Genomic DNA, 14,294 nt, shown 5'->3' with positions numbered 1-14,294 from the left:
AGGCCGCCGCTGTGACAGTTGGTCGGATATATATTGGAGCAGGCGGAGGGAGCGACCATGGCGCTATGGGAATGGGCCGGCGCTGGTGCGGTTTTTTTGGCGGCTGTGGTTTTTTGCGTGCGCCTGATGAAGCGTGGTTTGACCACGCTAGAGGATGAGCGCGCCCAATGCCTTGAGCGCATTCGCCAGATGGAAGAAAAAATTCAGGAAGATCAAAAAAATATGGCTTCCAGCGAACACCTGCGCGTAGCCCGCGCCGGACTGGAAGACCTTTTGCGGCTGGCGGGCAATCCGCCCGGCATGCGGCTTGAGTCTCTCGCCCAGGGGCAGGGCGAAGCGCGGGGCGAGGCCCTTGTGCTGCACTTGCCCGAGGGCGAGGTGCGCATCAGTCTGAACATGCGCGAGCGGGAGCTTAAAGGGGTGCGCAAGGTGGTCCATGGGCATGGGCGGTGGCACCTGAACGGTTTGGGCCTGAATGAGGAATATACAGACCTTGTACCGCTCATGCGCGCGCTCAGCGCCAGGCTGGCCATGCATCTTGGCGGAGGTGAGAGCACAAGCGCCCCGTATTGCCCCCTTGGGGATCCCGCAGCCGATGTGCCCCCTGAATTGCCGCATCTTGCGCGGCGTTTCAGCAGCGCGCGACCTGTGCGGCAGAAGCGACCGCCTGTGGTGCGGCATGACGAGGAGGAGGGCCGTCTCGAAAGGCTGCGGCGGCTGGAGGATGCCCGTGCCGCGCGCAAGCAGTTGCGAGCCAATCCCGGACCCACCGGGAGCAGGCACCGTTAAGGCCCTGGACAAAATATTTTTCTGCCGCCGCATGTGGTTTTGCGGCGGCAGATCACGCTGGCATAAATGCGGTGGAATAACGCGGCATCATCGCAGGCAGGGGAGAGAGCTGGCGGTTACTCCGTAAAGGTGAGATTACGGAACCAGTCCGGCACAGGAACGGGGCGACCTTCGTGATTGACCAGCGCGTGCTGGGTCATGCCCGTGGCCAGAAGTCTCGTCTTGTCCTCGTTCCGTATCTCATATACAAAGCGCAGGGATGCGCGCGCCCATTCGGCTATGCCAGCGCGCACAAGTACAAGATCATCATAGCGGGCGGATGAGCGGTAACGGCACTGGGCCTCGCGCACAGGCAGGATAAGGCCTTTCTTTTCAACTTCCGCATAGCTCATGCCGCAACGGCGAATGTATTCGCTGCGTGCCCGCTCGAAAAGATGCAGATATTCCGCATAATAAAGCACGCCCATCGTGTCTGTTTCTCCATACGACACGCGGTGCGGCATCCAAATATCAGGGGTGGGAAATTGGTCATGCACGAAACGGCTCCTTGTTACGCGTTTTCCGGGCGTTGTTGCAGCGGATTTGCAAACCGTGCAGGCGGCATGTTGCGCCTGTTGCTACTGCTGGCGGTTACAATGGCTTTGTTTGCCTGCGCCAAGCAGGCCCCGCCGCCAGTGGTGGAAAGAACCTTGCCGCCGGTAGGGTTTGAAAGCCCGGAATTTTTTGTGAGCAATCTTATTCCTGCCAGTCAGGATCTGACAAGCTGGAAGGATATGGCCCCCAGTGTGCGTAAGTCGCTGCGTTACGTCAACAGCAAGCCCAAGGACGCCCTCGCAGTGCAACGCCCCGGCCTGACCGTGACGTGGGGCGATCTGTCGCGTACGCTTGAACGTTTGCAGGAACTTTTGCCCCGGCTGGACAAGGAACCGGAACTGCTGCTGGCAAACTTCCGCTGGGCGGAAGTGACGGGCGGCATCAACTATTCTGGTTACTACGAGCCTGCCGTCCCCGCCAGCCGCACACGCAAACCGGGGTACACCCAGGCCATCTATGGCCTGCCCCCGGATCTGAACAAGGTCGTTGCCAAGCGTGGGCAGTACTATGACCGCCGCACCATCGAAGAAAAGCAGGTGCTCGCGGGCAAGGGGCTGGAACTGGCCTGGGCCGCAGACCCCGTTGACGTATTTTTTCTTGAAATTCAGGGTTCTGGTCGCCTGATTTTTGACGATGGCACTCAGGCCTATGTCAACTACGCGGGCCAGAACGGGCACAAATACAAAAGCTCTGGGCGCATCATGCGCGAAAAAGGCCTGCTCAGGCGCGGTGATATTTTTGAACAGCGCGAGTGGTTCAAAAACAATCCCGACCGCGTGCGCGAAATTCTCAATGATAACCCGAGCTATGTCTTCTTTAAATACGGCATGCGTGGCCCCACCGGGGCCATGGGCTATCAGGTGGACGACTGGCTGACGCTTGCAACGGATCGCGGGTTTATCCCGCTCGGCTCCATTGTGGCCTACGGCGTCAATATACCGGATGAAACCAAGGGCAAGATGCCCCTGCGCGGCATCGGCTTTGCACAGGACGTGGGCGGGGCCATCAAGCGTAACCGCATAGATATCTTTTGCGGCGGCGACCAGCGCGCCAACTATGTGGCAAGCCATCTGGACGCCAAAGGGCCTGCCTGGGTGCTGCTGGCGCGTTAGGGCTGGCGAATATATCTTTTGCCGCCAGCAGCAATGCTGACGGATTTGGTTGAAAATTCAGAAGCATATGAGGCCGGAGCGATTGAAACCCGCTTCGGCCTTTCTGGTCTGCACGGTTTTTTTGAAACCGCATATTTTTATTATTCTATTATCAGATATTATTCTTTCATATCTTATTAATTTTACACGCAGGCTTGCCTGACAAACGGACATTTCAGCCCCATAAGCGGCCAAAAACACGCATACCTGATAATTAAACTCCTTGACTTATCTCATGTTGTGGGTATTTCTTTAAGCGTACACTGACAGCCACTCCAGAGTTGCGATAATTTTGTTTCACTGGTTTGTCTCAATGTGTACGGGAGCCGCTTGCGGGTTCCCCCTACTCTCCCCCTTGGGGCTGGAATTTTATTTCTGCCTCACCAACCCGGTTGCGACCTGCAGGGCTACGAAGCGTTGGCGTATTGTCACGGCTTTTTAGGCAACTGTGATGGCTGCACGGAGTCTATGTCAGTTCTCCCGGCTGTTGCACTGTTCTTTGTGCAGCAATCCGTTGGCCTCTTCCACTGTCCAGACCGCTCCCTTTCAGAAAAGCATCCTCGCGTCCGTTTTTATGGGTTTGCCACATCCTGGCCAGCACAATAAACGCGCATCTGAGCATCCGCTCGCCGCACCCGGTTCCTTCGTTTCAACACGTTGATAATTCCGGGCATTTTGCACGCCTATAGCGTACAGAGGAGGCTCTTCCAATGAGTGGAAAGGTATTTGAGTATATGGCCATTATGGATCGCATCAAGAATGTCACCCAATGCAGAACCCAACAGGAACTTGCGCAGTTTTTTGATGTTTCGCAATCATGTATTTCTGATTCCAAAAAGCGGCTGGCCATCCCGTCCAAGTGGCTGCTCAGTCTGCTGAAGAAAAAAGGCATCAATCCCGAATGGGTGCAGAAAGGCGTTGGCCCGAAGTTTTTGCTCCCCTATGACGAAGACCGTGGGGCAGTGTGCAGCATTTATGCAAGAACGCCCGACAAGTGCCCGCTGCAACATATTGTTTCGGACATTGGCAAGCTGGTTTCGCGGGCTGAGGGTATGGGGCGCAGCGCGTAGGCTGGTGAATCTGCCGCGTCCGCTGGGGGATGGTTTTGCAGAACGGGGCAGAGCCTGCCCCAGATTGAAGCCCACCCGCATGTTTCAGCAAAGGCAGTTGTCTTCATGCCCGCATGCGGCTTGGGCAACAGGGTTGCATCATACCTTTGGCTGTTGCGGCAATAATTTTGATCTGCAAAGACCTGCGCCAGTTTGACGCAGGTCTTTGCATACCTTGAGCATTGGTGTCGCCGGGAGTGCCATGACCATATCTTCCACGCGTCTGGCCCAGCTCAACAGCGGGCAGGACGCTTCAAAAAATCTGGCAGAGGGATTGGCGGTGGATTTTGCCGCCCTCATGGCTGCGGCCTTGCCGCAGGCTGATGCCGCGTTGCTGGATGAAATGCGCGCTGCCGCACCCCTTGGGATTTCAAAGCGCATGCTGCTGGCTGGCGAGCTGGTGTACCGGGCCGTGGGCGCGCAGGGATTGGCAAGGCTTGCTGCGCACAGGTCGGATACTGTCCGGGGCTGGATATGTTATGCTCTGGCGCACGAGCATGCCCTGCATTCTCCGGCGGAGCCGCTGGAAAATCTGCTGGAAGCCGTGCGCCCCTTTGCGGATGATGCGCATTTTGGCGTGCGTGAATGGGTATGGATGGCAGTGCGGCCTCATCTGGCAAAGCAGCCGGAACACGCCCTGCGCCACCTCGCAGGCTGGACCGCCGACCCCTCGGAAAGGGTGCGTCGTTTTGCCAGCGAAAGCACTCGCCCGCGCGGCGTGTGGTGCGCCCACCTGAATATCCTCAAGGAGAACCCTGCGCTGGGCCTGCCTGTTCTTGAACCCCTGCAGGCCGACCCCTCCACCTATGTGCAGGACAGCGTGGGCAACTGGCTCAATGACGCCGCAAAATCGCAACCGCAGTGGGTGATCGCGCTCTGCGACGCCTGGCTTGCGCAAAATCCGGGCAAGGCGACCGCGCGCATCTGCAAAAGAGCGCTGCGCAGCCTGCATAAAAAATAGAGCGCATCCCCAAGCGCCATACATGGACTGCCCTTGCGGGCTGGCTGATTTTTTCGCCAGTCTGCAAGGGCAGTCTGTTATCTACGTAGCTTTATGCAGCCGGGGCGGGAAGCATCTGTTGCCCAGATGCCCGCTGCCCAGGCCTGCCCGGCTATAGCTGGGCTTCCAGAAATGCGCGGAAGGCCTGCTTGGTGGCGAAGAGGTCAGCGCTGCTTGCCAGTTCAAAGGGGCTGTGCATGGACAAAATGGCAGGGCCGAGGTCAATAACCTGCATGCCGTAGGCCGCAAGGAACAGGGCCACGGTGCCGCCGCCGCCAAGGTCTACCTTGCCAAGCTCCGCACTCTGCCATGCAATGCCCTTGCCGTTGAAAAGCCCGCGCAGCGCGCCGAAAAATTCGGCGTCGGCCTCGCTGGCGCCGTACTTGCCGCGCGAGCCGGTAAACTTGGAAAACACCGGGCCGTAGCCCAGCAGGGCGGCGTTCTGTTTTTCGTGCACATCCTGATAATCTGGATCCAGCGCTGCGGAAACGTCGGCAGAAAGGGCGCGGGTTTCAAGCAGCACATGCGAGGGCTGAACACCCTTTTCCCACGCACGGGCGAGGTCTTCCACGCAATACTGCATAAAGCGCGAAGCTGCGCCAGATGCGCCGTCCGAGCCGATTTCTTCTTTGTCCCAGAAAATAACAGCCATGCTGCGGCCTGTGGCTTCGGCCTCAAGCAGGGCCTCCAGCGCGGTAAACACGCAGATGCGGTCGTCCTGCCCGTAGCCGCCGATCATGGCCTTGTCAAAGCCCACAAAGCGGGCCGGGCCAGCGGGCACAGCCTGAAGCTCGGCAGTGATGAAGTCTTCTTCGCAGATGCCGTATTTTTTGTGCAGCAGTTCAAGCAACTGGGTTTTGATGGGGTCTTTGGGTGCATCGTCCTTGCTGGATTTGCCAGCCTTGGGCGTGCTGTGGGCCAGAATGATATTGAGTTTTTCGGCCTCAAAGGCTTCGCTGACAGGCTGCGTAACCTGCTTCTGGGCAAGATGGGGCAAAAGGTCGGCAATGCAGAACACTGGCTCGCCGGGCTTTTCGCCAATGGTCACCGTGAGGGTTTCGCCGTTTTCACGCACGATAACGCCGTGCAGGGCCAGGGGGCGCGCAAGCCACTGATATTTGCGGATACCGCCGTAGTAGTGGGTCTTGGCCTGGGCAACGCCGGGCTGTTCAATAAGCGGGCGCTGCTTGAAATCAAGGCGCGGGGTATCGGCGTGTGCAGCCAGCAGCGAAAGCCCCTGACTCAGGGGCAGCGCACCCTTGCGGGCCGCAAAGATGGCCTTGCCGCGCAGGGACCGCATAACGCGGTCGCCGCTGAAATCTTCCGCATACCCATGCTCGGCAAGGCGCTGGCGCACGTATTCCACGGTTTCGCGCTCGGTCTTGCAGTGGGTGATAAAGTCGATATAGCGCTGGGCCAGGGCCTCCATTTCCTTGCGGGTTTTGGCGTCGGCGTTGTCCCAGATGCTTTTGGGCTTGTAGGCAAGATTTTTTTCCATGATGCTGTTCCTTTTATCTCACGCTTTATGTTTCGCGTATTATGCCTGTTGAGGGATTGCAGCGTTCAGCGCCTGACGCAGTACGCGCAGTACCTCGGGGTATTCTTTGACATCAAGTGTGCGCGGGTCAAGGCAGAAGGCGTCGTCTTCCAGCCGCCCGATGAGCGGAGGAACCGTTTCAAGCAGGGCCGCCTTGAGGGCCGTGGGGCTGCATGCCGTGGGTCTGAGCCGCACCAGGGTGGTGGGCAGGTCGTACTGCGGAAACGCGCCCCCGCCCACGCGCGACACATCCTCCCGCAAGCCTACCTCGCACAGGGTACTTTCTGCATTAAGCCCCTTGCGCAACCGTTTTGCCAGATTGCGCGCTGCCCTGGCCAGTTCATCGGGCGGGCAGGTTATCATGCGCAGGGTAGGCACGCTCTTGCGGGCTTTTTCCGGGTCAAGGTACAGGCGCAGGGTGGCCTCAAGAGCGGAGAGGCACAGCTTGTCGCAGCGCAGCGCCCGCGTGAGCGGGTTGCTCTTGAGCTTTTCCACCATGCTCTTGCGCCCGGTGATGATGCCGGCCTGAGGGCCGCCAAGCACTTTGTCGCCTGAAAAAGTTGCGATATCCGCGCCCTGCGAGAGTACTTCCGGCACGGTTGGCTCGTTGGGCAGGCCGCAGGCAGAAAAATCCATAAGGCTGCCGCTGCCGAGGTCTTCAATAAGCGGCAGGTTGTGCTCGCGCGCCAGTTCCGCCAGCTCGGGCAGGGCCACGGCGGCATGAAAGCCCACAATCCGGTAGTTGGACGTGTGCACGCGCATGAGGGCGCGGGTATTCTCGTTGATGGCGGCGCGGTAGTCGCGCAGATGCGTGCGGTTGGTGGCCCCCACCTCGCGCAGGGTGGCCCCGCTTTTTTCCATCACTTCAGGAATACGGAAGCTGCCGCCTATTTCCACCAGTTCGCCGCGCGAGACTATAACCTCGCCGCCCTTGCAGAAGGTGTCGAGCACCAGCAGCACGGCGGCGGCATTGTTGTTGACCACAAGGGCAGCTTCGGCCCCGGTGACGCGGCAGATGAGTTCTTCCACCAGCGCGTGACGGCTGCCCCGGCCGCCTGTGGCGAGATTCAGTTCCAGATTGCAGTAACCGGTAGCTGCCCGCAGCACGGCCTCTCGGGCTTCTTCGGCAAGTACGGAGCGCCCCATGTTGGTATGTACCACAACGCCCGTGGCGTTGAGCGCCGACCGGAACCGGGGGCGCAGACCGCGCTGCACAAAGGCCAGCAGGCCTGGCAACTGGCGTTCAAGGTGCAGGTCTTCGGGGGCGGTGCAGCGCCCGGCGCGGATGTCCTCCCGCCGAATGTCCCAATAAGCGGCCACAAGATCGCGTAGCAGCGCGTGCGGCGTTTGCTGGCTGTCGCCCAGTGCGGCATCCGCGCGGTGCAGTGCGGCAATGCTGGCGTCTACGGCGGGAATGGCGCGAAAAAGATTTTGCATGGGCGTCCTTTATACTGCGGTTACCGCAAAAAATAAAAAATGCGCGAGCACGGCGGCTTGGGCTTTGTCTGCCATGCAGCGTCGTCAGCCGGGCCAGCGGCGGGCTTGCCTGCGCCTACTGGACCTGCGGTTGCAGCAGCCATTGGGGGTGCTGCGTAAAAAATTCTGAAAGCAGGTACAGCGAACCCGTCATGAGCACTGGGCGGGCTTCGGTGGCGGCGGGCAGAGCGCGCGCCAGTTCAAGCGCCTTTGCCAAGCCTTGAGGGCCTTGGGGCAAGGCCTGCGCCGTGGCCGGGGGCAGGGCGTTGCAGGCGGCGGCTATGTCTTGCGCCGCTGCGGCCCGGTGGTTGCCAAGCGTGACCACAAACATGGGGGCTTCGCCCAGATAGTGCTTGAGCATCTGGGCGGCGGGCAGCCAGTCTTTGTCTGCAAGGCAGGAAAATACCGCTCCGGCGGGTTGCAGGCCTTCGGCGCGCAGGGCCTTGATCAGCGCGGCCATGCCGTGCGGATTATGGGCGCCGTCAAGTAGCAGGGGAGGGTACTGATCCGTACCCGGAACCCGTTGCAAGCGGCCCGGCATAAAGGCTTGCGCCAGCCCTTGAGCCTGGGCCTTCGTGTCGTCCGCGCTCTTGCCAAGCATGGGGGCAAGCTCGCGCCATGCCGTGAGGGCCAAACCTGCGTTGGCGCGCTGGTGAGGGCCGCTGAGGCCAAGGCGGGTATCAGCGGAAACCGGACAAGCCCTGATGAAGGGCGCATTGTGGCTGCGGGCCGCGCGCTCAAGAATTTTTGCGGCTTCGGGAAACTGCGCAACGCTGCATACGGGCGCTGCACTGCGTATGGCTGCGGCCTTGTCTGCCGCAATGTCGGCAAGGGTGGGGCCCAGGATGTCCTTGTGGTCAAGGGCAATGGGCGCATAGCACATGAGGTCGGCGGCGACGGCGGTTGTGGCGTCGTGTTTGCCGCCAAGGCCAGCTTCAAGCACTGCCAGCTCCACGCCCTTGCGGGCAAAACCCAGCAGGGCCAGCACCGTAAGAAATTCAAAGTAGGTCAGATCGGGCGCGGCAGCCATGACCTGGTTGGCTGGCTCAATCCAGTCATCCACAGGCCAGGGGGCGCAGGCGGCATCATTTGGCCCGCCAATGCGGATGCGCTCTGTGGGGCTGACAAAGTGCGGCGAGGTGTAGAGGCCCACCCGACAGCCGTGAGCAAGGGCAAGGGAAGCCAGAAATGACGATGTTGATCCCTTGCCGTTGGTGCCGAGCACCTGAGCCACCACAAAGGGCGGGCGAGCCAGATCAAGGGCGGCCAAAGCCCGGCGCATGCGGCCCAGGCCCATATCCATATGAAAAAGCCCCAGGCTGTCCAGATGGCGCTGGATATCTGCGGGAGTGCTGAACGTGTTGCTCATTTAGATATGGTAGCGCAAAGCGCGCTGTCTGTCAGCGGGCGTGCACAGGCAAAATCCGCGCAAATCTTGCCCGATGCTTGCGTAAAAACGTGAGCCATCGGGCAAACCCCGCCTCATGGGCATGTATGCCTGAATGCGCGGGAACGCTTGACGCAGTGGGGCGCTATCAATATATTGGCCGCCACACGGCAGGGCACTGCGCCTTTGTCATGTGCGCCCGTAGCTCAGTTGGATAGAGCAGGAACCTTCTAAGTTCTTGGTCAGGGGTTCGATTCCTCTCGGGCGCGCCAATAAATTCAAGGACTTGCAGTTATTTGGCTGTAAGTCCTTTTTTCTTCCCCTCGCTATTCCCCTCAGGCGGCAACTGAATGAGGGGAGGCGATTGGAAGCTAGAAACCGTGTAACGCGCCACTTACATTTGGACCAAACGCCACTTAATTTTGCACAGATGACAGCAGATTAACCCGTGCAAATGTGGCACACAGAATATATTTATTGGGATTGTAGGGGCGGGATTAATTCCGCCCCTGTTTTTTACTTACTGCTTGGTGGCTATACGATTCCGGCTGATAGCAAAATACTCTGCCGACAACTCAATACCGACATAACTCCGACCAGACTCGGCACAAGCCACGCCTACCGAACCACCGCCCATAAACGGGTCCAGCACGGTGCCTCCTGGTTGCGAAATGGCCAGCAAATCGTGGATGAGCGCCACTGGCTTACTGGTCAGATGAACCTTACGGGCTGCCGTCACTGGGTGCGCATACAGGCCTGGTAGGCACGCCCGTGTGGGGCTTTTCAGGCGGCCTTTGGCAGCGAAGACCACGTACTCGCATTGCTGCCGAAACCTGCCAAGCTGCGGGCGTGCGGCCCGTTTATCCCATGGCACGATGCCGAGCCAACGCCAGCCAGCACCTTGTACCGCATCGGTCAACGCCGGGAGCTGCCGCCAATCCGTAAACACCATGAGCGGTGCGCCATCACGGCTGATGCGCCAACATTCAGCCAACCACAGCATGCACCAGTGCGTCCAGCTACGCTGATCTTTGGCATCTCCCAACATCGGGGGATATTGGCGTTTAACGCCAGATGACTAATACTTGCTGGCAGGATCAGCCTGTTTAGCACTCAGACTGGCTCCACCGCTAGAATATGGCGGGTCAGTCAACACGGCGTCAACGCTGTCATTGGGTAATCTTGCTAGCACTGCAAGAGCATCACCGTTATACAGGGTCACATCATCAAATTTTTCTTGAATCATTGGTCTTGCTCCATTGGCCATCATGTGGCTCGGAGCTGGGGCGCGTGGCCCGCAGTACAAAAAACGTCCCGCAACGCGGGCATTTAAACTCCATCTCCAACGCTTGCCCCCGCGCCAACAGTTTGCGGCAATGAGGGCAGCGAATGTCATCAAGAATCTGTTGCATTATATGTTGAGGGTTGCGCCCCAAAGCGTAAACACCTACCCTGTATCGTCTCGCAGAGACACAGACAGGCGGATACTCTGCATGAGGCCGGAATCCTCATGTGGGGCCGTGGTGCGGCACACCCGGCGCCGCGCCGGTGGGGGCGTTAGTGCGCCCCCGCCACTGCCAATAATTACCTCCCTAAAATTGCTTGAGCACAGCGCAGATCGAGATAGTCTGCCCATGCTTGCAGCATCTTGCGCCGCTCCGTCAGTAGATCTGAACGTTGGTATGCCGCGCGTACTTGGTTTTTATCGACGTGAGCCAATTGCCTTTCTATTACTTCACTTGCCCACCCTTGCTCCGATAGCGTTGTCGCTGCCATTGCCCGAAAACCATGAGCTGTCATGATGTCCGAGCCATATCCCATGCGGCGCAGAGCCAAGTTCAAGACATGGCCTGTTTCATGCTGTGTTTTGTCCCAACGTGACGGAAACAGCCACGAAGTTTTGCCTGTCACTAGATTTAATTCTCGCAGAATGTCCAGCGCCTGGCGCGAAAGGGGAACATTGTGCGGGCGTTTCATCTTCATTTTGCTCGCGGGGATACGCCATGTAGCTGTATCCCACTCAATTTCATCCCATGCAGCCGAGCATAATTCACCAGGTCGGACGAATAGCAACGCAGCCAGCTTAAGGGAACATCGGCGCTGGCAGTTGCGATAACGCTCAATCGAGGCCATGAGTTGGCCGATCTGGCGTGGCTCAGTAATTGCGGCACGGGGCTTGCCTTTATGAGGTGTCAAAGCCCAGCCAAGGTCACGGGCCGGGTCACGGCTGACCAACCCGCATGCGATGCCATAACGCATAATTTGAGAGATATGGCTTTTGACCTTGCGCGCCACAACTAAAGTACCGCGTTGCTCAATACGCCGTAATATCGTCAAAATATTAGGCGCAGTAATTTTGCCCAAAGGCTTGTCACCAAGCCTGGGCATGACCTCACGTTCCAACCGACGCCACGACTCTTCTGCATAATCAACTGATCCTTGGAGCATGTACCGCTCCCACCAGTCTCGGGCCACTGTCCGAAATAAAACGACTTGTGCCATCTTTCCTCCTATATTTTAGGAGGCTTATCGGCAGATATGCCAATCTCCCGGCGTGGGAGGTGTGCATGGGGACATGATCCGCAACATTGTAGGCACTGGCGTATCCTATCGCTCGACAACTGCCGCTTGGGGGGCAATCGAGATGCTGGCAGGGACAAACTGGAATACTGGCCGCGCGGAAAACGACATCTATATGTATAATTCAAGGCTCAACATCGCGCGCGTTGTACCTACTGGTAGTGCCAACAAACCCCGTGCGTGGGGTGCTCTGGCTTGCGCCTACCTTGGCACTCCGGCTTTATAATGCGGGCTGACCCAAATACGCGCATGCCAATGCTCCCCAACGCCGAGGGGCATTGGCGGCACCCGTTGGCACGACGAGCGCCGTATCAAGGATCAAGTCGGAATATCCAACTCCGGAGCCGTACCCCGAAACGGCTGTAGAGGTCTCTCGCCGGAATGCCCCGGAGATTGGCTCTAGATTTGATCCCCAAATTGCTTTGGCACGCCCCACAACTCGCCGTGCTTGATCCCCATGCACACCTCCCACGCCGGGAAATGTCCACAAGGACAACAATGCGGGTGCTAGGTTACAATTATCAGTACCCAAAGCCCCTGACGCCATCGAATGCATGACACAACTATTTACACTCATAGGAGCTTGTAACTAACACTTCTGTCCATTAACGGGATGCAATGAAATTATAAGGAGACATGTTTTAGGCCAACATATTTTGTATATTTGATTATTTGCTGTTGACGATGTGGGTACAGATGGCTGCAAGCTGTCCTGTCGAAATTTTTACGCCATTACAAGAGAAGGAGATTGTGTCAAATTTATAATTTATCCCTGTAACAGAGTTGCACTTTGCGAAATATTTATCTACGCTTTGAGTGTCCCTGCGGGGATAGAAGGCGGGCATTTCATACTGTGCCGTTGCACCGTATGGGCCATGATGCGACATTTTGGCGTCGCATCACACCGGCGGGGGTGCTGCCACGCCCCCGCCATAGCGAAAATCTTATTCCCCTATGCAATTGTCAAAGAAGCCGGTTAGACGGTGACAATGTCAAAAAAGCCCGTCAGCGGCAGACAGAGCCGTTCCGTCATGTCTGGGCAAATGGCCTCAATTTGCTTAACTATCTCCCTGGCGGCGGCCCGATCTATATAGTTGTTGCATCCGTCAATCTTGATCCAAGGCCGATTGCGGTAACAGCGCGTTGCCAGCACCAGCCCGCCTGTATCCGCCGTCAGTCCACGGCACGGGCCGGGCATGTAGGTGCGTGGGAACAGCATCGCACTGAGGCCGCGATCGTTAACAGCCTGGCCGATGTGGTTGGCCACGTCGCGGATGGCCTTGAATACATCATAGCCCCAAGGCCATATCTCTCCCTGCGTAAAAAGGCTGTCTTCCGCTATAATCCGTGCGCCACGGTGTGCCCAACCACCAAAAGCCCGCACGTTATAAGTTTGACCAAAATCATGTACCCAGCAGCGACGCATAATGACCGTTGTACCGTCCTGGGCTTCAGGGCAGCGGCGACCTGCGCCAATGATAACGCAATCCTCCAGCAACCAGCGTGCATAGTGCGCATCACTGCCGGGGTGGTCGCCGTTACCAGCTAATATTGCTTTGATCCCGCCTAAGATCACAACCCCCGACAGATAAACCTCGGCACCGTCAACACCGCTCAAGACCTCATCCTGATCAGCCGGACGGCAACCCCTGAAATCAAAAACCCGTTGGCGCACCTCAGTGGGTTGTCGGCTGGAGCCATACACAGTCAGCCCGTCGTCCTTTGGAGACGCAGGGCCGGTGCATACACCTCCGAAGATCTGGTTGATCACCCCCATAGCGTTGTTACACGGCGTAGCTGACGGTAATAGCCTGCACGGCTTCAGCCGTTTCGGCGGCTTCCACGGCTGCCAGTAACTCGTCGCGGCGTTTCGCATGGGTCTGCATGACAAATGCGAGCCCCTCCGCATCCTCCGCAGCAAAAGCGGCTGCACCGACAGTTACGTCCTGGGCCGTTGGGTTGGCCGTGGGCATGGTAAGCGATGCGGCTACAGCGGCGTCATAGCCTGCGGTTATCTCCGCCGTTTTGACTGCCCTGGCCTCGGCCAGCAACTCGTCTTCAGTTTTGGATGGGCGCTCGGTCAGAGCACCATCCGGCAGGGGACCGGGCTTGGTCATGTGGCGCGCAGGATTGGCGTTGGTGTCCTCCGGCAGCCAGTAATCTGTGGCATCCTGGGCCAGTGCTATGTCAAACAGCGGGGCCTTGCGCTCGCGGTGGTCTTCCACAAGTACCCACTTATTGCCTGTCCATTGCGGCCAGACGTGATCCCAGGGCTGTTTCGGCGGTGCTGTGTATGTGGCGTTGTTGGGCAGCAGGCCATAATCTTCAGCTTCTCCGGCGAAGTAGCCGTCAACAGTATATTGGTAGGCGATTGCCATTGGTTACTCCTTGAATTTATTTCCAGCTCCCGGCGTGGGAGGTGTGCATGGGGACATGATCCGGGATATTACGGGTGCGGCATGGATCCTGGATCTGCTGTCCACTACGTTGGGGTCGAATGGCGCTTTTATCAGCGATGCTGCTGGTACGCATACATCAACAGCTCAACTTGTTAATGCCTCGCATGCTCTGCCGCGGATATCTTTGCAGGCCTCTCGCGTAGTACCCACAGGCGCAACCAACAAACCCCGTGCGTGGGGTGCTCTTGCCTGCTGCTACCTTGGCACCCCGG

The 14,294-nt window shown here is 58.3% G+C and carries 14 protein-coding genes and 1 tRNA gene; 5 read left to right on the top strand and 10 right to left on the bottom strand.

Annotation, left to right across the window (positions count from 1 at the left end; all coding sequences use genetic code 11):
* Window positions 1–57 precede the first annotated feature (57 nt).
* On the top strand, window positions 58–789 hold the full coding sequence (locus NE637_RS08500; protein ID WP_192113871.1) for a hypothetical protein: 732 nt from the start codon (window positions 58–60) through the stop codon (window positions 787–789).
* A gap of 116 nt (window positions 790–905) precedes the next feature.
* On the opposite strand, the gene NE637_RS08495 is transcribed toward NE637_RS08500, so the two are convergent.
* The gene (locus NE637_RS08495) at window positions 906–1,292 is read right to left on the bottom strand and encodes an acyl-CoA thioesterase (RefSeq protein WP_192113898.1); all 387 of its coding nucleotides are present in this window, start codon (window positions 1,290–1,292) and stop codon (window positions 906–908) included.
* A 99-nt stretch (window positions 1,293–1,391) separates the two neighbouring features.
* On the opposite strand from NE637_RS08495, the gene NE637_RS08490 reads away from it, so the two are divergent.
* The 3 genes from NE637_RS08490 (at window position 1,392) to NE637_RS08480 (ending at window position 4,604) form a co-directional block, all read left to right on the top strand.
* Entirely contained in the window at window positions 1,392–2,495 is a 1,104-nt protein-coding gene (locus tag NE637_RS08490; RefSeq protein WP_227118236.1) for an MltA domain-containing protein, read from the top strand.
* A 749-nt stretch (window positions 2,496–3,244) separates the two neighbouring features.
* A complete protein-coding gene (locus NE637_RS08485; RefSeq protein WP_192113869.1) occupies window positions 3,245–3,604 on the top strand; it encodes a helix-turn-helix domain-containing protein in 360 nt (119 codons plus the stop codon).
* A gap of 241 nt (window positions 3,605–3,845) precedes the next feature.
* On the top strand, window positions 3,846–4,604 hold the full coding sequence (locus NE637_RS08480) for a DNA alkylation repair protein (protein ID WP_227118235.1): 759 nt from the start codon (window positions 3,846–3,848) through the stop codon (window positions 4,602–4,604).
* Window positions 4,605–4,755: 151 nt separating this feature from the next.
* Here the strand turns inward: NE637_RS08480 and NE637_RS08475 are convergent, their stop codons facing one another.
* The 3 genes from NE637_RS08475 to NE637_RS08465 all read right to left on the bottom strand — a co-directional run bounded on the left by NE637_RS08475 (window position 4,756) and on the right by NE637_RS08465 (window position 9,025).
* Window positions 4,756–6,141, bottom strand: a complete 1,386-nt coding sequence (locus NE637_RS08475; protein WP_227118234.1) for an aminopeptidase — start codon at window positions 6,139–6,141, stop codon at window positions 4,756–4,758.
* 39 nt (window positions 6,142–6,180) lie between these two features.
* The gene (selA, locus tag NE637_RS08470) at window positions 6,181–7,617 is read right to left on the bottom strand and encodes an L-seryl-tRNA(Sec) selenium transferase (protein ID WP_227118233.1); all 1,437 of its coding nucleotides are present in this window, start codon (window positions 7,615–7,617) and stop codon (window positions 6,181–6,183) included.
* A 115-nt stretch (window positions 7,618–7,732) separates the two neighbouring features.
* Window positions 7,733–9,025, bottom strand: coding sequence for a bifunctional folylpolyglutamate synthase/dihydrofolate synthase (locus NE637_RS08465; RefSeq protein ID WP_227118232.1), 1,293 nt, complete (start codon window positions 9,023–9,025; stop codon window positions 7,733–7,735).
* A 213-nt stretch (window positions 9,026–9,238) separates the two neighbouring features.
* Here NE637_RS08465 and NE637_RS08460 point away from each other — a divergent pair.
* Window positions 9,239–9,315 (top strand) — tRNA-Arg (locus NE637_RS08460).
* 248 nt (window positions 9,316–9,563) lie between these two features.
* Here NE637_RS08460 and NE637_RS08455 read toward each other — a convergent pair.
* From NE637_RS08455 to NE637_RS08435, 6 genes are all read right to left on the bottom strand, one after another.
* Entirely contained in the window at window positions 9,564–10,091 is a 528-nt protein-coding gene (locus NE637_RS08455; protein WP_371740832.1) for a DNA-methyltransferase, read from the bottom strand.
* Between the two features lie 30 nt (window positions 10,092–10,121).
* Complete coding sequence (locus NE637_RS15810) at window positions 10,122–10,289, bottom strand: hypothetical protein (RefSeq protein ID WP_306804705.1); 168 nt, start codon at window positions 10,287–10,289, stop codon at window positions 10,122–10,124.
* Window positions 10,270–10,455: a Com family DNA-binding transcriptional regulator gene (locus NE637_RS08450; protein ID WP_256267686.1), complete on the bottom strand. Its 186-nt coding sequence runs from the start codon at window positions 10,453–10,455 to the stop codon at window positions 10,270–10,272. Before NE637_RS08450 ends, NE637_RS15810 begins: the two co-directional genes overlap by 20 nt.
* A 172-nt stretch (window positions 10,456–10,627) precedes the next feature.
* Complete coding sequence (locus tag NE637_RS08445) at window positions 10,628–11,545, bottom strand: tyrosine-type recombinase/integrase (RefSeq protein ID WP_256267685.1); 918 nt, start codon at window positions 11,543–11,545, stop codon at window positions 10,628–10,630.
* Window positions 11,546–12,599: 1,054 nt separating this feature from the next.
* Window positions 12,600–13,241 (bottom strand): hypothetical protein, encoded by a 642-nt coding sequence (locus NE637_RS08440; protein WP_256267684.1) that lies wholly within the window; start codon window positions 13,239–13,241, stop codon window positions 12,600–12,602.
* Window positions 13,242–13,407: 166 nt separating this feature from the next.
* Window positions 13,408–14,001: a phage tail protein gene (locus NE637_RS08435; protein ID WP_256267683.1), complete on the bottom strand. Its 594-nt coding sequence runs from the start codon at window positions 13,999–14,001 to the stop codon at window positions 13,408–13,410.
* Window positions 14,002–14,294 lie beyond the last annotated feature (293 nt).

The organism is Desulfovibrio desulfuricans (genome assembly GCF_024460775.1).
Lineage (GTDB): Bacteria > Desulfobacterota > Desulfovibrionia > Desulfovibrionales > Desulfovibrionaceae > Desulfovibrio > Desulfovibrio desulfuricans_E.
This window is presented reverse-complemented; position numbering and strand designations above follow the sequence as displayed.